Source organism: Serratia sp. BNK-10 (genome assembly GCF_047456065.1).
In the GTDB taxonomy this organism is placed as follows: domain Bacteria; phylum Pseudomonadota; class Gammaproteobacteria; order Enterobacterales; family Enterobacteriaceae; genus Serratia; species Serratia ureilytica.
Genome location: NZ_CP179894.1, coordinates 3278807 through 3296471, shown reverse-complemented (window position 1 = coordinate 3296471; position 17665 = coordinate 3278807). Strand labels below are relative to the sequence as shown.

Below are 17665 nucleotides of genomic sequence, written 5' to 3'. Positions count from 1 at the left end.
TTTATCAGGCTAATTCAGGAGGATATTTATGCCAGCAGGCACTCTCACCCTAACAAATAATTCCACAATAGTAAAAGGTACCGGAACGGCCTTTAATACCGAGCTGAAAGCCGGTGATTTCATCGTGAGCGTGGTCGGCGGCGTAACCTATACGCTGCCGGTTAAAACCGTTGATAATGCTACGCAGGCAACGCTGGTTAAAGCCTATGACGGCTCGACTCAGGTCGGTGTTGCCTGGAATGCCGTACCGCGCGATGCAATGAACGCCATCACTGCCCAGCTGGCTGCCGAGACGGCGAAAGCCCTGCGTGGGTTGAATTCCGATAAAGAGAATTGGCAGCAGGTCTTCAGCGGCAGCGGAAATATTACGGTAACGCTCCCTGATGGCAGCACCTATACCGGTCCAGCCTGGAATAATATTGCAGATTCACTCAATAATAAATTAGACAAGACGATTAGCGCTGCCCAGGAAATTAAAGGTTCACTGTCTTTACAGGGTTCTTTGGTGACAGGGCAAACGGCAAACCTTGACGTGGGGGGATATTCACGCTTCCGTAAGTCAACGACATTTGATGATACCATGATGGGGCGAAATGGGATTCATTTGAACTCTGGTGATACGGGGTCTTCTAATGTCCGTGCTGAAAAAACGTTTACTAGGTCTACCGGAACTGTAGATGGCCCGACATTACTATCGGTTATGACAACTGCAGGTGGTGTTGTCACAGCTATGCAAATGTTTTGTCGCCGTGAAATTGGTGTAACTGATTATGGTGCGATTTCATTTAAGGATTATGCCAATGTTTGGCATGAGGTTCGTCTACAGAATAACGGAGACTTTAATAACTTAACTGGAAATTGGGTGACCGGCTCAGATCTTAGAATTAAAACTGAAGTAAAAGAAATTGAAGATCCCATAACACTCATTCGTGGTCTAAAACTCTATACCGGCAAGCGCGATGGCAAGCCCTTTATCGGTGGTATCGCACAAGAAATTGAAAAGAAGCTTCCTCAGGTTGTTGCTGAAGGTGGTTCTTTAGAGTTGCAAAATGGCGAAACCGTTACTCGAGTAAAATCCGTCGATTATTCAACGCTGGGATATGTGGCCCTGGCCGCATTGAATCAGGCTCTGGATAGAATCGATCGCCAGGATGAATTAATCAAAGAACTCATGGAGAAAGTGCAATGACTTTAATCAGCGGCGTATTAAAAGGGCCTTATGGCGATCCTCGTTCCGGCGTAACCATTACCATGCGCGCAGTCAGAACCTCGTCAACGGTATTGAGCCTGGCTAAATCACAATCGGTGACGGATGACAGCGGTAAATACGCTCTATCCGTGGAGCCGGGCGCTTACGAGGTTATCATCTCTGTCTATGGCGCACAGCCGGAACGGGTGGGGGCTATCGAGGTGTATAGCGATTCCTTGCCCGGCACGCTCAATGATTTCCTGAGCCGGCCAGGGGAAAGCGATATCACGCCGGAGATTGTGCAAACCGTCGATCGTTTGCGTGCAGAGGCGGCCGCCTCCGCAGGCAAGGCTTCTTCCTCCGCTGCGGCGGCGAAAACCAGCGAGCAAAATGCGGCGAAGAGCGCCGCACAGGTGGTGACCGCCTTTGATAATGTGCGGTTCAAGTTCCCGGAAAACAATACCAATATCGCCACTTGGTTCCTGTTGGGGCAGTTTAAAAATGTGGGGCAAAATGGTGTCGGGATCGCGCTCAATTTCTACGGTTCGAACGGCTATAACGGATTTGTTTATAACGCCGGCCTGTCACGCCTGATGCTGAGGACGGGTAATCTTGGCGCCAGCGATACGACCAATAAGGCCAATCGTATCGGCGGCACCTTTCTTAACGATACCGGAACGGCGATCTTGGATATTCAGGTTATTGAATCCAGTCGCGATAATTATGATATCTATGTGAAAGTGAATACTTTCACCATCAACTGCTGGTATACGGTTGAGCAAATCACCTACGCGAACGCGGCCGGCTTGCGCTGGGAGCATAAGGCGGTAAAGCAATCGGTGGAACCGAGCGGGGTGATGAAAATTGATATGCGCACGGGCGTTTCGTTTTCGCAATCCCAGGCGTTACCCGATTATGCTACTGTCGCCCAATCTGCTATCGGTGGTTTTGGTACCGGACCAATTCATACCGAGGATGCATTTGCGAAGGATAATAAATCCTCCATTCAGCGCTACACGGTAGCGACGGCCAATCGGCCGGGCAACGTGTCTGGGGGCATATTAACGTTGCCGGTGGATGGCGGGCCATCTTGCGCGTATTTTGCCACATCGGTTTCGCGGCAGGCTTGGGTGGGGAGTTCATCTACCGCATTGCCTTCGACTATCACCTGGTCGCGGTTATTTAGCTCGTCCGATCAACCCACCGTCGCGGATATTGCAAACCTGAAAGATTGGGGCTTGAGTAAAGGTGCTACCGCCGCAAGCAAAGGCAATTTCAATGCGCAAATGCAGAGCCGACGGGGTTATGTGAGCACAGATCCCATTGGCAATCCCTTCAAAGATGTCGGCACTCACTTTCTCGATACGCGATCGTGGGCGGTGACGCAGGCGGGAACCGACGACAGTTACCGTACGGTGCAAACCTGTTACGGCTATGGTGTAAGTGCGGCGCAATCGGGGAAAATTGCCGTGCGCAGCTGGAATGGCGCTACGTTTACCCCCTGGGTTTGGATGTGGTCGGAAGCCAACACCACCGTTGACGCCAACGGCTTTATCAAGAAAGCCTCGCCGATCGCCAGATTGTCCGCGGCGCCGCAGCATATGCAAGCCGACTATCTGGACGGCGGCTTTGCTTTGGCCGGTTATGTCGCCGTTAATGGCGAAGCGGCCGGGGTGAGCGCGGAACGAATCGCTACCGGCCTTTATCAGCTGAATGGATCGCTGGGGTTGGCAAAGGAGGGCTGGACTATCGAAGTGCCGCAGGACGTGAACGGCAATCGCCTGTGCTTTGTGGAAACCGCCACCGATAACGACGGCGTCATTACGGTGAAAATCAGCAAACGTCGTTTTGACATCAATACCGCGACGGTCGTGGCCGGCGAAGCGATGGATATCCCTGAGGGGCGCTGGATCGATCTGCGCCTCGCCATGCCGGTGCGTGAAGAGGTGGAAGTGTTGCCGCCGCAGGCGCTGGTGTTAAACGATGACACGCCATCGGAAACCAACGCGGTTTCATAAACTCGAATGGATGCCAGGTAAATAATGCCGGTGCAGTCGGTTTCAGGTATCTGCGCCGGCATCATCGACGCCAGGCTCGGGCAGAGTCACTGCCCGTTCCGCTATGCAGGGTTCCCGCTGAGTGGGAGTTCGCCCCTGCGAATAACGTTCTTTCCCGTCAAATATCAGTGACCAGCCACTGATCCGCTTCTTCGAACATCTCTTCCAACATCCGGTTCAGCTTTTCGCGATCGCTTTTGCTGGCGTCGGAGTTCAGGCCGTTGGCCTGCATCGGTTTCACGCGCACTTCCGCCTCCGGGAACAACACGTGCACGCGTTTTTCCAGCTCGCTGCGAATAATCTCGGCGGCGTTGGGCAGCCCAGCGACGTTGCGTTTGTCGTACACCAATTCTACAAACATGACTCACCTGTAAATACTGATTTAATGTACAGTATTCTGGCCTGAGGCGTTCGGGTTGGCAAGAGGCGGCGCAGAATTTTACAAGGGGCGTTTATTCTTGCGCGGCGTGCGGTAAAGCCCGCCGCTGAATCCCCGTTCTGCCAGAAAAGGGAGCCGTCGCGTTAAGGCGATTTTTATCTGGCCTGCGTCAGCAGCTGCAAAAAGCGGCTCAGTGCGGCAAAAGGCGGCTCGCTGTTGCGCCAGAAAACACCCACGCTGCCTTTCTGCTCAATCTTCGGCAGGTTCAGAATCGCCAGTTGCCCCTGGCTGGCATAACGCTGCGCCAGCCGTAGTGAAAGAATGGAGATCATGTCGCTGCTTTGCAGCAGGTTGGTGCTGACGTTCATCGATGCCGATTCAACCGTGTTTTCAGGCAGCATCACGCCGTTATCTGCCAACGCATTATCGATGCTGAGGCGGATTGGCGTGCCGGTCGGCCAGACTATCCAGCGCCAGTGGGTGAGATCGTGCCAGGTGAGGGAGGCGGATTTTGCCAGCGGATGGTGAGGGCGGGCAACGAAGCATACCGGTTCGGTGTAGAGCACTTGATAGTTGAGCGGCAGTTGCAGCGCCCGCCCCCCGACGCGGCCCACGACGACATCCACCGCGCCCGCGAGCAGATCGTGCAGCAGGGGGGTCATCACCTTTTCCTCAATATTGAGATGCAGCGTCGGCATTTCTTGCAGCAGGCTCAATATGGCCTGCGAAACGCAGTCGGTCGCCACCGGCGAGCAGCCGATTTTCAGGCTTCCCACCAGCCCGCCTTGCTTAAAGCGGGCGATTTCAGACTGCGAACGCTCCAGATCATTGATCAAACGCTGCGCATGCTGAAGCAGCAATTTCCCCCCCTCGGAGGGGCGCAGCCCTTTGCTATGCCGCTCAAAGAGCGTGATCCCAATCTCATCTTCGAGCTGCGACAGCCATTTTGACAGAGCGGGTTGGGAGATGTTCATCATCCGCGCAACGTGGGTCAGATTGCCCTGTTCACCCAATGCCACCAACATTTGCAGATGGTGCAGCTTCAATTTCTGCGCCCAGTTCGCCATTTGCTATAACCCTCCGGTTATGTCTCCGCCCGAAAAGCCATTGTACATTTTATCGCTAAAGATACAAATTCGTAACATACCTAAAACAACACAGACATCTCTCTACCTGCTCCGAGGCGCTCACTATGACTCAACGGCGTGATTTACAAGCACTGATCGACGCAGCCCCTATCGGCAAGACGCAGTGGCGCGTCATTCTCTGCTGCTTTTTGGTGGTGATGCTCGATGGTTTTGACACCGCCGCCATTGGTTTCATCGCGCCCGACATCCGCGCCCAGTGGCAACTGTCCGCCGGTGAGCTGGCGCCGCTGTTTGGGGCGGGGTTGCTGGGATTGACGGCGGGCGCGCTGCTTTGCGGTCCGCTCTCTGACCGCTTTGGCCGCAAGCGCGTCATCGAACTTTGCGTGGCGCTGTTTGGCGCGCTGAGCCTGATTTCGGCCTTCTCCCCCGATCTGCAAACGCTGGTCGTTTTGCGTTTTCTCACCGGCCTGGGCCTGGGGGGCGCGATGCCGAACACCATCACGATGACTTCTGAATATCTGCCTGCCCGCCGCCGTGGCGCGCTGGTCACGCTGATGTTCTGCGGTTTCACGCTCGGTTCGGCCCTGGGCGGGATCGTCAGCGCCCAACTGGTGCCGAGGGTGGGGTGGTCCGGCATTTTGGTGCTCGGCGGCGTCTTGCCGTTGATGCTCTTTGCGGCGCTGCTGTTTGCCCTGCCGGAATCCCCGCGCTGGCAGGTTCGCCGCCAACTGCCGCAAAAGGTGATTGCCAAAACGGTCAGCGCCATGACTGGCGAGTGGGATGAAGAGACCCATTTTTATCTGAACGAAGCCGCCACGGCGGCCAAAGGCAGCATCAGCCCGCTGTTCGCCGGCCGCCAGTTGCGCGTTACCCTCATGCTCTGGGCGGTTTTTTTCATGAGCATGCTGATCATCTACCTGCTCTCCAGCTGGATGCCGACGCTGCTTAATCACCGCGGTATTGATCTGCGGCATGCCTCCTGGGTGACCGCCGCTTTCCAGATAGGCGGCACGGTGGGCGCGCTGGGGCTGGGCGTGTTGATGGACAAATGCAATCCCTTCCGGGTGTTGGCGGTGAGCTACGCCTTGGGCGCCGTGTGTATTGTCATGATTGGCCTGAGCGAGAACGGCCTGTGGCAAATGGCGCTGGCCATCTTCGGCACCGGCATCGGCATCAGCGGGTCGCAGGTCGGGCTGAATGCTTTGACCGCCACGCTCTATCCGACGCAAAGCCGGGCGACGGGCGTCAGCTGGTCCAATGCCATTGGCCGCTGCGGCGCGATTGTCGGCTCGCTTTCCGGCGGCGTGATGATGGCGATGAATTTCTCATTCGATACGCTATTTTTCATTATTGCCCTTCCGGCGGCGCTCAGTACGGTGATGTTAATGCTGCTGACGGCTGTCGTTCGTCTGTCTGCCCCAGCCCCTGACACGTTGCCTCGCGCAGCGTCGTGAATGAAAAAGGAGAATCCCTATGCCTGAACGCCATCAGGATGTTAACCCCAGCCGCCAGCAGTTTTACCGGCAGATTTCCGGGCAGAACCTGACCCCGTTGTGGGAGTCGCTGCACCATCTGGTACCGTCAACGCCGAATGCAAACTGCGCCCCGGCTTACTGGAACTATCAGGAGATTCGCCCGCACCTGCTGGCCAGCGGCGAGTTGATTGGCGCCAAAGAGGCAGTGCGCCGCGTGCTGGTGCTGGAAAACCCGATGTTGCGCGGACAAGCCGCCATCACCCCGACGCTGTACGCCGGATTGCAGTTGATCATGCCGGGCGAAATCGCGCCGAGCCATCGCCATAATCAGTCCGCGTTGCGTTTTATCGTCGAAGGGAAAGGGGCGTTTACCGCCGTTGACGGCGAACGAACGCAAATGCATGAAGGCGACTTCATTTTGACGCCGCAGTGGCGCTGGCACGATCACGGCAATCCCGGCGCTGAGCCGGTGGTATGGCTGGACGGGCTGGATTTGCCGCTGGTGAATCTGCTGGGCTGCGGTTTCGCGGAAGACTATCCGCAAGAACAGCAGCCCGTGACGCGCCGGGAGGGGGACTATTTACCGCGTTATGCGGCCAATATGCTGCCGCTGCGCCATCAGAAAGGCAACTCATCGCCCATTTTCAACTACCGCTACGATCGCAGCCGCGAAACGCTGTACGACCTCACCCGCATGGGGGACGCCGACGAGTGGGACGGCTACAAGATGCGCTACGTCAATCCGGTGACCGGCGGCTATCCCATGCCCTCGATGGGCGCCTTCCTGCAACTGTTGCCGAAAGGCTTTTCCTCACGAAAGGCGCGCACCACGGACAGCACCCTCTACCACGTGGTGGAAGGGCGCGGCCAGGTCAGCATCGGCAACGAAACCCTTCACTTTTCGGCAAAAGATATCTTTGTGGCGCCGACCTGGTTCGACGTGTCGTTTCAGGCGGATGAAGACACCGTGTTATTCAGTTTTTCGGACCGGCCGGTTCAGGAAGCCCTGGGGCTGTTCCGTGAAGCACGTTATTAATTTGGGAGAGACAAAATGACGCAATACGTATTTGCACCGCCAGCCCCCGTGACTGTTCCTGTCGTGGGGAGTGATAAACAGTTCCCCGTGCGCCGTGTCTACTGCGTCGGGCGCAACTATGCCGCCCATGCTCGCGAAATGGGCTTTGATCCGGATCGTGAGCCGCCGTTCTTCTTCTGCAAGCCTGCCGATGCGGTGGTGCCGGTGGCGGCCGGCGAAACGCTGGCGCTGCCGTATCCGGCGCAAACGGACAACTATCACTACGAAATCGAACTGGTGGTGGCGATTGGCAAACGGGGGAGCGATATTCCGTTGGAAAAGGCGCATGAATATATCTGGGGATATGCCACGGGCCTGGACATGACCCGCCGCGATCGGCAGATGGACATGCGTCAAATGGGGCGCCCATGGGAAATCGGCAAGTCGTTCGATCTCTCTGCGCCCATCGCGCCACTGCATAAAGCCGGCGACAGCGCAGACGTCAACACTGCGCCTATTTGGCTGCAGGTCAATGGCAGCGAGCGTCAGCGCAGCGACATCCGTCATCTGATCTGGTCGGTGAATGAAACCATCAGCTATCTGTCCGGCTTTTTTGAGCTGCAGCCCGGCGATCTGATTTTTACCGGCACGCCGGAAGGGGTGGGGGCGGTGGTGAAAGGCGATGTGATTACCGGGAATGTAGAGGGGCTTACCCCTATCGCCGTGAAAATTGTCTGAGGCTGATTCTGAGGTGAATGATGAAGCTGTACAGTTTTTTTAATAGCTCTGCGTCCTACCGCGTGCGCATTGCGCTGGCGCTGAAAGGTATCCATTACCAGACGGTGGGCGTCAATATTCGCATCGGGCAGCAGAATGAGCTGGCTTATCGGCGTATGAACCCGGTCGGGCTGGTGCCGACGCTGCTCACGGACGACGGCGAGTCTCTCAGCCAGTCGCTGGCGATTACCGACTGGCTGGATCGCCATTTCCCCCAGTCGCCGCTGTTGCCGACGGCCGATCCGGCGCGCAGCCGGGTACTGGAAATCGTTTATGTCATCGCTTGCGATATTCACCCGGTCAATAACCTACGGGTGTTACGCTACCTGAGTGAAGAGCTGAAGGTGAGTGAGGAAGAGAAAAAACGCTGGTATGCGTACTGGATCCGGCAAGGGTTGAGCGCCGTGGAGCAGCTGTTGCTCCAGAGGCCGCCAGGGCCCTTCTGCGTTGGAGGCAGCCCGACGTTGGCGGATTGCTGCCTGATCCCTCAGTGGGCGAATGCCCTGCGGATGGGGTGCGATCTGAACGGGTACCCGCGCTGTAAAGCGATTTACGACGCCTGTACCCAGCTCCCGGCGTTCATCGCCGCAGCGCCCGAAAACCAACAAGACAAAATCTCAGCCTGAGCCTGGTAAAGAGAAAGGCCGTCGCGAAAGCGAGGCGCGCAATGATCGTTGGGGGAGGCAGGGGGGCAGCGGCTGCGCTCTCATCCTCTCACGTACAGACGAAAAAAACCTGCTGTTACAGCAGGTTTTCTTGAATTTGGTCGGCATGAGAGGATTATGCGCATCTTCGATGCTTGCCCTGCGGGCCGTTGCTAAAGCAACGTGGTCTCACTACGTTCGGCTCAAACCTCCTTCGGAGATTCTCATCCTCTCACGTACAGACGAAAAAAAACCTGCTGTTACGGCAGGTTTTTTTGAATTTGGTCGGCATGAGAGGATTATGCGCATCTTCGATGCTTGCCCTGCGGGCCGTTGCTAAAGCAACGTGGTCTCACTACGTTCGGCTCAAACCTCCTTCGGAGATTCTCATCCTCTCACGTACAGACGAAAAAAACCTGCTGTTACAGCAGGTTTTCTTGAATTTGGTCGGCATGAGAGGATTATGCGCATCTTCGATGCTTGCCCTGCGGGCCGTTGCTAAAGCAACGTGGTCTCACTACGTTCGGCTCAAACCTCCTTCGGAGATTCTCATCCTCTCACGTACAGACGAAAAAAAACCTGCTGTTACGGCAGGTTTTTTTGAATTTGGTCGGCATGAGAGGATTCGAACCTCCGACCCCCGACACCCCATGACGGTGCGCTACCAGGCTGCGCTACATGCCGACGCTATGAAAAATCATACTACCGATTCTCGATGTTTATGCAAGCGCCTTACCACTTGATTGCTTTAGTTTTAAGCAGTTAGTTGGCGATAAAGCGTTTTACATCGGTCAGCACCTGCAACAACAGAGCAAGCTGCGGTTTCTCGTCTTTTATTTCATCGCCGTTCTGATCGTAGACGCGATAGTTGCCGCTGTTGTCCAGCATCAGCGTCTGCGTCGGCGTGGTGATCACCAGCTGGTTGCCATCGCCGGTGGCGATCCAGTTGTTGCGGCGCTGGGCAGTAAACAGGTCTTCGCCCTGCGAATAGTCTTTCGGCGCGGTTTTCACGTGCAGCAACCGTTGCATCAAGGTACGCATCACGTCGTTATGGCCGGTCAGCTTGTTGATGGTCTGCGCCGGCGTGCCGGGCCAGTGGATCACCAGCGGCACCTGCAGCTGCGCCTGGTTGAAGGCGGTGCCGGCGCCCCATTGGCCTTTGCCGCTGTCGTTGAACTCGACGCCGTGCTCGGCGGTGATCACCACCACGGTTTTATCCAGCAGGCCGCGCTGTTTCAGGGTGTCCAGCACCTGGGCTATCTGGGCGTCCACGTCCTGAGCGCCGGTGCGATAGCGTTGGATAAAATCGGCCGGCGCCGGAGTTTTAGCGCCTTCGGCCGGCTCGGCGCCGCTGAAGTTGATATAGGAGAACCACGGCTCTTTGTCGCCCTGATCCGTCAGCCAGCGTTGCCATTGCTGCGTGGTTTGCGCGTCGCTTTGCGGCGCTGGCGTCGGCAGCGAGAAGTCGGTCAACAGGGCCTGACGGTACAGGCTGGCGTTGAAGCCGTCGGACGAGAACAGCCCCAGTTGGTAACCCTGCTCGCCGAGCGCGTTGATCAGCGCCGACGGCTTGCGGCCGGCGAGCACGCTGTCAAGATAGGTCGGGGAAATGCCGTAGAACAGGCCGAACAGTCCGGTGTCGGCGTGGTTGCCCGAGCTGTAGTGATCGCTGAAGCGCACGTTTTCCTGGGCGAAACGCGTCAGCGTCGGCATGTCCTGCGCCACGTCTTTGGCGCGAATGCCGTCCACCACGATCATCAGCAGGTTATAGCCGCTGCCTTTATCGCCGTAGCTGAGATCGCTGAGCGGGTACTCCACCGCCACCGCTTCCGGATTGCCCTGTTGCACCAGGCGGCGTTCATATTCTTGCTGATCGAGCAGGCCGTGTTTTTCGAGGAACTTGCGTGCGGTCATCGGGTACGAGAGCGGCAGGTTGGCCCGCTGCATGGTGATCGGGCGATAGAAGTTGGCGTCGGCCCAGATGTAAATCAGGTGCGAGGCGAAAAAGGCGCTGATGAACAGCGCCGCCAGCGGCTTGCCGAAACGGCGGCGGTTCAGGCTGCGCAGCTTCTGCCAGCTCCAGGTGCCGAACAGCATTTCCACCAGGAAGATCACCGGCACGCAGATAAACATCAGCTGCCAGTCGCGCGACAGCTCGCTTTGATCCGGGTTGACCACCAGATCCCACACCACCGGATTGAGGTGCAGGTGGAAATGGGAGAACACCTCGCTGTCGACCAGCAACAGCGTGAGCCCGGCGGTGGCCAGCGCGGCGGAAATAAATCGCAGCAGCCGCTGCGACATCACCACGAAGGTGAGCGGGAAGATCACCAGCAAGTAGCCGGCGAACACGATAAAGCTGAAATGCCCCAGCAGGCTGACCAGGGCATAGACCCGGCCCAGCAGGGAAGCGGGCCAGTCGGTGACAAACAGGTAGCGGCTGCCCAGCCCAAGGGCGAGCAGGATGTTGAATAAGGCGAACCAGTGCCCCCAGCTGATCATCTGGGAGACTTTTTCACGATAACGCTGACGGTTTGTCACCATAAATAAATATTAATGCGCTTTATCTTCACGGACAGAAGCCTGCAGGGCTTCCGCGAACGATCTCGCCAGGGTTTTCCGCTGCGCGGGGGCAACGCTGGTGTTGATCAAATTAGTGACCATATTGCCCAGCACCATCAGGGAAAGATCGGTGGGGGTATGGTGTTTTTCCAGAACATTGACCAGCTCTGAGAGCAGTTGTTCAACGTGTTCGTCACTGTAACGGGATGATTGTGGCATAAAATTGCGCTTAGTAATCTGCAAAGTGCCCTATCTTACCGTATAGGACAGTGATTTTCCGCTCTTTTATCACTTCCTGTCATTCGGGAAAGGGTTCGCCCGCGACGGGGCCGCTCACCGCTGCGCCTTTCCGGTTTGCCGCGGTTTTTTAGTATTGCAGGGCGGGGCCTTCAGTGTTTGAATACGCGCCTAAAGAACAGGAGGATTTACCATGAGTCTGGATATCGACCAGATCGCTCTGCACCAGTTGGTGAAACGCGACGAGCAAACGCTGGACGTGGTGCTGCGCGATTCCTTGCTTCCCACCAACGCGGCGGTGGAAGAAATGATGGCGGAACTGCATCGCGTCTACAGCGCCAAGAGCAAGGCCTTGGGCTTGTTCAACGAGGGCAGCGAGCTGGCGGAAGCGCTGCGCACCTGCCGCAAGGACGATAAGGACTTTCTGGCCTTCAGCCGCGCGGCGACCGGCCGTCTGCGCGACGAACTGGCGAAGTATCCCTTCGCCGAAGGCGGCGTGGTGCTGTTCGGCCAATACCGTTATCTGGCGGTCGAGTACCTGCTGATCGCGGTGCTGAACAGCCGTAACAGCATGCGCGTCAACGAAGAGCTGGATATCAACACTACGCACTATCTGGACATCAACAACGCCGATATCGTTGCGCGCATCGATCTGACCGAGTGGGAAACCAACCCGGAATCGACCCGCTATCTGACCTTCCTGCGCGGGCGCGTGGGCCGTAAGGTCGCCGACTTCTTCATGGATTTCCTGGCGGCGTCCGAAGGGTTGGACACCAAGGCGCAAAACCGCGGGTTGCTGCAGGCGGTGGACGACTACTGCGCCGACGCGCAGCTGGACAAGAATGAACGCCAGTCGGTGCGCCAGCAGGTGTACAGCTACTGCAACGAACAGCTGCAGGCGGGCGAAGAGATCGAACTGCAGGCGCTGTCGCAGGAGCTGTCGCCGGTCGGCGAGAAAGACTTTATGCAGTTCTCCAGCGAGCAAGGCTATCAGCTGGAAGACAGCTTCCCGGCGGATCGCGGCACGCTGCGCCAGCTGACCAAATTCGCCGGCAGCGGCGGCGGTATCAGTCTGAACTTCGACGCCATGCTGCTGGGCGAGCGCATTTTCTGGGATGCGGCCACTGACACGCTGACCATCAGAGGCACGCCGCCGAACCTGCGCGATCAGCTGCAGCGCCGGACCGGCAGCGGCAAGTAAGCTTGCCGAATCGCAGACAATAAAAAACGCCGCAATTGCGGCGTTCTTTATTTCGGCGTCCCGAAAGGTTCGAAAACGTAGCGATTAAACGCGAACGAAGTCGATGTGAGCCAGTTTTGGCTTGAACGGGTGACGCTGTACAGCCTGAACCTTAACTTTGGTTTCTTTACCGTCGATAACCAGAGTTACTGCTTCGCTGTAGAATTCTGGTTTAGCTTCCATGTTCTTGACAGAATCATGATCCAATTCGATGGAAACTGCAGCTTCTTTGCCACCGTAAACGATAGCTGGGAATTTGTTTGCTGCACGCAGGCGGCGGCTCGCACCTTTACCCTGGTCTTTACGTACTTCTGCATTGATAGTGAACATTGTTTTTTCTCTTAAAAGAAAATTTACCCTGCTACAGGCGACCCAAGTAGCAAGTTCGGAATTCCGCTTTAACGCTGGGCAGGCCCAGGTAAAGCGCGCGGCATTTTAACGGAAAGCCGCCCACAGGGCAACGAAAACCTGCCCAGATTGAGGGCCGTTCGCTCAGGCCAACTGATTGGCACGGCGGAAACGGCCTTGATAATCGAACACTTTCTCACGCACCTGCCAAAACTGCCCGCGCTTGCGTGCCACCACGAAATCCGGATGGCGCAGCGATTGCTGTTGCGCCAGCACGTCGGCGGCGGTGTGCCAGGCGAACGGCACGCCCGGCGCGCGCTGGTGCGGGCGCAGGAACAGCATCTCGAACGCTTTGCGCTGCGCCGGCGTCTGCAGGCGGAAGCGCTCGCTGGTGCTGGTGCCGTCCTCGTCGTAATAGGTGGCCTTCAGCCATTCGCCCTTGTCGTCGCGGCCGCTTTGCAACTCCATGCCGCCGCAGCGCAGCACCAGCGCGTCTTTCAGCTTCAGCGCCGCCTTCAGCATGTCGTCGGGATCGACCAACACCTCTTGACACTGATGGCAACGGCGCGCGGCGATGTCATTCTCCGCGCCGCAGTGCGGGCAGCTCTTGAACCGGAAGCGGTAATCGCACTGTTCGCGGTGGCCGTCGTCGTCCTCCAGCCAGCCCTGGCAGCGGCGGCCGTAGTGTTCGATGATGTCGCCGTTTTCGGTGCACTTGCCCCAGAACAGGTTGGCGAAACCGCAGGCCGGGCAGAACACCTGCACCGGCTGGCTGTCGCCGTGCGGTTTGCTGACGCCGACCTCCGGCGTAAACAGATCGTGCGGGTTGCCGGCGTAGTCGAGGATCAGGCAATCCTTTTTGTCGGGCGCCAAACGCAGCCCGCGCCCGACGATCTGCTGATACAGGCTGACGGACTCAGTGGGGCGCAGGATAGCGATCAGATCGACGTGCGGCGCGTCGAAGCCGGTGGTTAACACCGCCACGTTGACCAGATAGCGCAGCCGCTGCTGCTTGAACGCCTCAATGAGCGCATCGCGCTCGGCGGGCGGCGTTTCGGCGCTGACCAGCGCGGCTTCGCCGTTCGGCAGCAGGCCGTGGATCTCGCGGGCGTGCTCGACGGTGGCGGCGAAGATCATCACCCCTTTGCGATCGTCGGCATACTCCACAATCTGGCTGATGATGTGCGGCGTGACGCGGTTTTGCCGTTTCAGCTCACGGTTCAGGTCCGCTTCGCTGAACAGGCCGTTGCTCCTGGCCTCCAGACGGCTGAAGTCGTATTGCACGATCGGCATATCCAGCCGCTCCGGCGGCACCAGAAAACCGTGTTTAATCATGTAGCGCAGCGGCAGCTCATAGATGCAGTCGCGAAACAGACTGGCGCTGTCGCCGCGGGTGAAACCGTGGTAGTGGTACTGATAAATCCAGCCTGTGCCCAGCCGGTACGGCGTGGCGGTCAGCCCCAGCAGCCGCAATTGCGGGTTGGTTTTCTGCAGGTGCTGGATGATTTGCTGGTACTGGCTGTCGTCGTCGTCGCTGATGCGATGGCATTCATCGACGATCAGCAGCGAGAAGGCGCCGTCGAACAGCGGCAGGTTGCGCGCCACCGACTGCACGCTGCCGAACACCACCTTGCCTGCGCTCTCTTTTTGTTGCAACCCGGCGGCGAAGATGTCCGCCTCCAGGCCGTAGGCGCAGTATTTGGCGTGGTTTTGCGCCACCAGTTCCTTGACGTGCGCCAACACCAGCACTCGCCCACGGGCTCGCTTCGCCAGCTCGGCGATCACCAGGCTTTTGCCGGCGCCGGTCGGCAGCACGATCAGCGCAGGCTCGGGATGCCCCCGGAAATGGTTGATGGTGGCTTCGACCGCTTCCAGTTGGTAGGGGCGTAGGGTAAAGGCCATAAATGAACGCCGTAGGTTGGAATGGGCCGCGGGGGTTAGGTTTGTCAGCGCTGTTGCCACAGAAACGCTGACATTTTACGCCCCGGGCGACCGAGAAATGTCTATATTATGCCTTCTGAGCGCGCGCGGTGCGAGAAGCGTGAAAATTACCCCTGTCGGGCAGCGCGTTGTGCCGCTATACTCGTGTGACAGCAATCGCTGTGCCCCCACGCGATTTCCCCCCTGAGCCTGCCATTTGCACCCGGTGCAACGGCGGGCGTCATATTTTGGCAATACGATCAATGCGATCATAACAACGACAGGCAAAGCAGATCCCATGCGATTGGACAAGTTTTTATCTCAGCAGTTAGGCATCAGCCGTGCGCTGGTCGCGCGCGAACTTCGGGCTAAACGCGTCACCGTAGACGGTGAGGTGGTGAAGAGCGGGGCTGTCAAACTGACCCCGGAACAAGAGGTGGCGTTCGACGGCAATCCGCTGCAGCAGCAGAACGGCCCGCGCTATTTCATGCTCAACAAACCGCAGGGTTACGTCTGCTCCACCGACGATCCCGATCATCCGACGGTGCTGTACTTCCTCGATGAGCCGGTCGCGTACAAACTGCACGCCGCCGGGCGGCTGGATATCGACACCACCGGGCTGGTGCTGATGACCGACGACGGCCAGTGGTCGCACCGCGTCACCTCGCCGCGCCACCACTGCGAGAAAACCTATCTGGTGACGCTGGAGCACCCGCTGGCGGAAGACACCGCGCAGCGTTTCGCCGCAGGGGTGCAACTGCACAACGAGAAAGATCTGACGCGGCCGGCGACGCTGGAGCAGGTTGACGAGCATGTGGTGCGCCTGACCATCAGCGAAGGGCGCTACCACCAGGTGAAGCGGATGTTCGCTGCGGTCGGCAATCGGGTGATCGAATTGCACCGTGAGCGCATCGGCGCCATCGTGCTGGATGACGATCTTGCGCCGGGCGAATATCGCCCACTGACCGAAGAAGAGATCGCCAGCGTGGGCGCGCCGCACCTGCAGGACTGATAACCGATCATTGATTGCGGCCGATTAAGGAGTCGTGGAACGTGCAACAGAACCGAACCTCTCATCTCGGTTTGATTTTCATTCTGGGCCTGCTGTCCATGCTGATGCCGCTGGCCATCGACATGTACCTGCCCAGCATGCCGGTGATCGCCGCCCAGTTTGGCGTCGAGTCCGGCAGCGTGCAGATGACGCTCAGCGCCTATATGCTCGGCTTCGCCTTCGGGCAGCTGTTCTATGGGCCGATGTCGGACAGCATCGGCCGCAAACCGGTGATCCTGTGGGGAACGCTGATCTTCGCCATCGCCGGTTGCGCCTGCGCCATGGCGCAGTCGATCGATCAGCTGATCGGACTGCGTTTCCTGCACGGTCTGGCCGCCGCCGCCGCCAGCGTGGTGATCAACGCCTTGATGCGCGACATGTTCACCAAGGACGAGTTCTCGCGCATGATGTCGTTCGTCATTCTGGTGATGACCATCGCGCCGCTGCTGGCGCCGATGATCGGCGGGGCGCTGCTGCTGTGGTTCAACTGGCATGCCATCTTCTGGACCATGGGCGCCGCGGCGCTGATCGGTTCACTGCTGGTGGCCCTGTTCATCAAGGAGACGTTGCCGAAAGAGCGGCGACAGCGGTTCCACCTGCGCACTACGCTGGGCAACTTCGGTTCGCTGTTCCGCCACAAGCGGGTGCTGAGCTACATGCTGGCCAGCGCCTTCTCGTTCGCCGGCATGTTCTCGTTCCTCAGCGCCGGGCCGTTCGTCTACATCGAACTGAACCAGGTTTCGCCGCAGCACTTCGGTTACTACTTTGCGCTGAATATCGTCTTCCTGTTCCTGACGACGCTGATCAACAGCCGCAACGTGCGGCGATTCGGCGCGGTCAAGATGTTCAAACTGGGGCTGCTGGTGCAGCTGGCGATGGGGCTGTGGCTGCTGGCGGTGAGCGCCGTCGGGCTGGGCTTCTGGGCGCTGGTGATCGGCGTAGCGGTCTATCTGGGGTGCATCGCGATGATCTCCTCCAACGCCATGGCGGTGATCCTGGATGATTTTCCGCATATGGCGGGCACCGCGTCTTCCCTGGCCGGCACGTTGCGGTTCAGCATCGGCGCGCTGGTAGGTGCGGTGCTGTCGATGGCGCCGGGCAAGAGCGCCTGGCCGATGGTCACCTCGATGGCGCTGTGCAGCATTGTGGCGGTGTTGTTCTATCTGTACGCCAGCCGGCCGCGCGATCGCGCAGCCTGACGTTCTCCTGGTTCGGGGCGAAGTTGCCCCGAGCCGTCACAGGGTTGCGCCTTGCCAGTTTGCGGTGCAACCGGCAATGAAAATTTTGTTGCTAAACATATGCCTGCTAATCAATGAGTCATTTACCCTTCTGTGTGCTTTTTGTTAAAAAATACCGTCGCTGAGCTGCCCGATATCCTCCGGTATGCGCGGCGTTTTGCCGGCGGGTCGGTGCGGGCGGTTTGCATTAGGGGGGATGTAAATCAAGGTATTAGCGGAGGAAGGTGCGCTAACGCGACGGGTGAAATGTTTCCTCAATGTAAAAATATGGCGACGAAAAAGTAGTCGCATTGCAAGAAAAAAGAGTTGAGATCGCTGCGGGAAAGGGTTACATATAACGCAAAAATGCGAGCTGAGTCGCAAAATGCCGTGAAATAACACCGCACGGCGCGCCAAAAAATGGCACGGCATCGGCAAGCACGGGGTCAGGTTAATGGCTTGCGGC

The 17665-nt window shown here is 57.9% G+C and carries 15 protein-coding genes, 1 tRNA gene and 3 other RNA genes; 9 read left to right on the top strand and 10 right to left on the bottom strand.

Annotated elements, in window-relative coordinates; genetic code table 11:
- Positions 1-28: 28 nt before the first annotated feature.
- Positions 29-1189, top strand: a complete 1161-nt coding sequence (locus ACMGG9_RS15900) for a tail fiber domain-containing protein (RefSeq protein ID WP_042785073.1) — start codon at positions 29-31, stop codon at positions 1187-1189.
- Positions 1186-3207: a prophage tail fiber N-terminal domain-containing protein gene (locus ACMGG9_RS15895; RefSeq protein ID WP_414161559.1), complete on the top strand. Its 2022-nt coding sequence runs from the start codon at positions 1186-1188 to the stop codon at positions 3205-3207. Before ACMGG9_RS15900 ends, ACMGG9_RS15895 begins: the two co-directional genes overlap by 4 nt.
- Positions 3208-3364: 157 nt before the next feature.
- Here ACMGG9_RS15895 and ACMGG9_RS15890 read toward each other — a convergent pair whose 3' ends face one another.
- Both ACMGG9_RS15890 and ACMGG9_RS15885 read right to left on the bottom strand, forming a co-directional pair.
- Positions 3365-3607: a DinI family protein gene (locus ACMGG9_RS15890; protein ID WP_042785072.1), complete on the bottom strand. Its 243-nt coding sequence runs from the start codon at positions 3605-3607 to the stop codon at positions 3365-3367.
- A gap of 173 nt (positions 3608-3780) precedes the next feature.
- On the bottom strand, positions 3781-4692 hold the full coding sequence (locus tag ACMGG9_RS15885) for a LysR family transcriptional regulator (protein ID WP_089192038.1): 912 nt from the start codon (positions 4690-4692) through the stop codon (positions 3781-3783).
- A gap of 125 nt (positions 4693-4817) precedes the next feature.
- Between ACMGG9_RS15885 and ACMGG9_RS15880 the strand changes: the two genes are divergently transcribed.
- Genes ACMGG9_RS15880 through maiA form a run of 4 tightly spaced genes read left to right on the top strand, consistent with a single transcriptional unit; the run spans position 4818 to position 8606 of the window.
- Complete coding sequence (locus ACMGG9_RS15880; RefSeq protein ID WP_414161558.1) at positions 4818-6167, top strand: MFS transporter; 1350 nt, start codon at positions 4818-4820, stop codon at positions 6165-6167.
- 19 nt (positions 6168-6186) lie between these two features.
- A complete protein-coding gene (gene gtdA / locus ACMGG9_RS15875) occupies positions 6187-7224 on the top strand; it encodes a gentisate 1,2-dioxygenase (protein WP_089192036.1) in 1038 nt (345 codons plus the stop codon).
- Positions 7225-7239: 15 nt separating this feature from the next.
- Positions 7240-7941 carry a fumarylacetoacetate hydrolase family protein gene (locus ACMGG9_RS15870; protein ID WP_414161557.1) on the top strand — a complete coding sequence of 234 codons (702 nt, stop codon included), beginning with the start codon at positions 7240-7242 and terminating at the stop codon, positions 7939-7941.
- 20 nt (positions 7942-7961) lie between these two features.
- Positions 7962-8606 carry a maleylacetoacetate isomerase gene (maiA, locus tag ACMGG9_RS15865; RefSeq protein WP_414162277.1) on the top strand — a complete coding sequence of 215 codons (645 nt, stop codon included), beginning with the start codon at positions 7962-7964 and terminating at the stop codon, positions 8604-8606.
- 137 nt (positions 8607-8743) lie between these two features.
- Here maiA and ACMGG9_RS15860 read toward each other — a convergent pair.
- The 6 genes from ACMGG9_RS15860 to ACMGG9_RS15835 all read right to left on the bottom strand — a co-directional run bounded on the left by ACMGG9_RS15860 (position 8744) and on the right by ACMGG9_RS15835 (position 11405).
- Positions 8744-8873, bottom strand: a non-coding RNA gene (locus ACMGG9_RS15860) — RtT sRNA.
- A 33-nt stretch (positions 8874-8906) separates the two neighbouring features.
- Positions 8907-9036: non-coding RNA, RtT sRNA (locus tag ACMGG9_RS15855), on the bottom strand.
- A 32-nt stretch (positions 9037-9068) separates the two neighbouring features.
- Positions 9069-9198: non-coding RNA, RtT sRNA (locus ACMGG9_RS15850), on the bottom strand.
- 33 nt (positions 9199-9231) lie between these two features.
- Positions 9232-9308, bottom strand: a tRNA-Pro gene (locus tag ACMGG9_RS15845).
- A gap of 78 nt (positions 9309-9386) precedes the next feature.
- Positions 9387-11168, bottom strand: a complete 1782-nt coding sequence (gene yejM / locus ACMGG9_RS15840) for an LPS biosynthesis-modulating metalloenzyme YejM (RefSeq protein ID WP_033652524.1) — start codon at positions 11166-11168, stop codon at positions 9387-9389.
- Positions 11169-11177: 9 nt separating this feature from the next.
- Entirely contained in the window at positions 11178-11405 is a 228-nt protein-coding gene (locus ACMGG9_RS15835; protein ID WP_004935782.1) for a YejL family protein, read from the bottom strand.
- Between the two features lie 211 nt (positions 11406-11616).
- Between ACMGG9_RS15835 and yejK the strand changes: the two genes are divergently transcribed.
- On the top strand, positions 11617-12624 hold the full coding sequence (yejK, locus tag ACMGG9_RS15830; protein ID WP_042785067.1) for a nucleoid-associated protein YejK: 1008 nt from the start codon (positions 11617-11619) through the stop codon (positions 12622-12624).
- A gap of 84 nt (positions 12625-12708) precedes the next feature.
- On the opposite strand, the gene rplY is transcribed toward yejK, so the two are convergent.
- Entirely contained in the window at positions 12709-12993 is a 285-nt protein-coding gene (gene rplY / locus ACMGG9_RS15825; RefSeq protein WP_004935776.1) for a 50S ribosomal protein L25, read from the bottom strand.
- A 162-nt stretch (positions 12994-13155) separates the two neighbouring features.
- Entirely contained in the window at positions 13156-14913 is a 1758-nt protein-coding gene (locus ACMGG9_RS15820; protein WP_414161556.1) for a DEAD/DEAH box helicase, read from the bottom strand.
- A gap of 316 nt (positions 14914-15229) precedes the next feature.
- Here ACMGG9_RS15820 and rsuA point away from each other — a divergent pair, with 316 nt between their 5' ends.
- Together rsuA and ACMGG9_RS15810 are read left to right on the top strand one after the other, a co-directional pair.
- Complete coding sequence (rsuA, locus tag ACMGG9_RS15815) at positions 15230-15943, top strand: 16S rRNA pseudouridine(516) synthase RsuA (protein ID WP_033652527.1); 714 nt, start codon at positions 15230-15232, stop codon at positions 15941-15943.
- Between the two features lie 41 nt (positions 15944-15984).
- Positions 15985-17181 (top strand): Bcr/CflA family multidrug efflux MFS transporter, encoded by a 1197-nt coding sequence (locus ACMGG9_RS15810; RefSeq protein ID WP_033652528.1) that lies wholly within the window; start codon positions 15985-15987, stop codon positions 17179-17181.
- Positions 17182-17665: the final 484 nt, after the last annotated feature.

Bases quoted from the DNA above. Each gene is read 5' to 3' on its own strand.
- ACMGG9_RS15870 (WP_414161557.1), top strand. From the start codon at position 7,240: ATGACGCAATACGTATTTGCACCGCCAGCCCCCGTGACTGTTCCTGTC.
- ACMGG9_RS15880 (WP_414161558.1), top strand. From the start codon at position 4,818: ATGACTCAACGGCGTGATTTACAAGCACTGATCGACGCAGCCCCTATC.
- ACMGG9_RS15900 (WP_042785073.1), top strand. From the start codon at position 29: ATGCCAGCAGGCACTCTCACCCTAACAAATAATTCCACAATAGTAAAA.
- rplY (WP_004935776.1), bottom strand. From the start codon at position 12,993: ATGTTCACTATCAATGCAGAAGTACGTAAAGACCAGGGTAAAGGTGCG.
- ACMGG9_RS15895 (WP_414161559.1), top strand. From the start codon at position 1,186: ATGACTTTAATCAGCGGCGTATTAAAAGGGCCTTATGGCGATCCTCGT.
- ACMGG9_RS15820 (WP_414161556.1), bottom strand. From the start codon at position 14,913: ATGGCCTTTACCCTACGCCCCTACCAACTGGAAGCGGTCGAAGCCACC.
- ACMGG9_RS15890 (WP_042785072.1), bottom strand. From the start codon at position 3,607: ATGTTTGTAGAATTGGTGTACGACAAACGCAACGTCGCTGGGCTGCCC.
- yejM (WP_033652524.1), bottom strand. From the start codon at position 11,168: ATGGTGACAAACCGTCAGCGTTATCGTGAAAAAGTCTCCCAGATGATC.
- maiA (WP_414162277.1), top strand. From the start codon at position 7,962: ATGAAGCTGTACAGTTTTTTTAATAGCTCTGCGTCCTACCGCGTGCGC.
- rsuA (WP_033652527.1), top strand. From the start codon at position 15,230: ATGCGATTGGACAAGTTTTTATCTCAGCAGTTAGGCATCAGCCGTGCG.
- ACMGG9_RS15835 (WP_004935782.1), bottom strand. From the start codon at position 11,405: ATGCCACAATCATCCCGTTACAGTGACGAACACGTTGAACAACTGCTC.
- gtdA (WP_089192036.1), top strand. From the start codon at position 6,187: ATGCCTGAACGCCATCAGGATGTTAACCCCAGCCGCCAGCAGTTTTAC.
- ACMGG9_RS15885 (WP_089192038.1), bottom strand. From the start codon at position 4,692: ATGGCGAACTGGGCGCAGAAATTGAAGCTGCACCATCTGCAAATGTTG.
- yejK (WP_042785067.1), top strand. From the start codon at position 11,617: ATGAGTCTGGATATCGACCAGATCGCTCTGCACCAGTTGGTGAAACGC.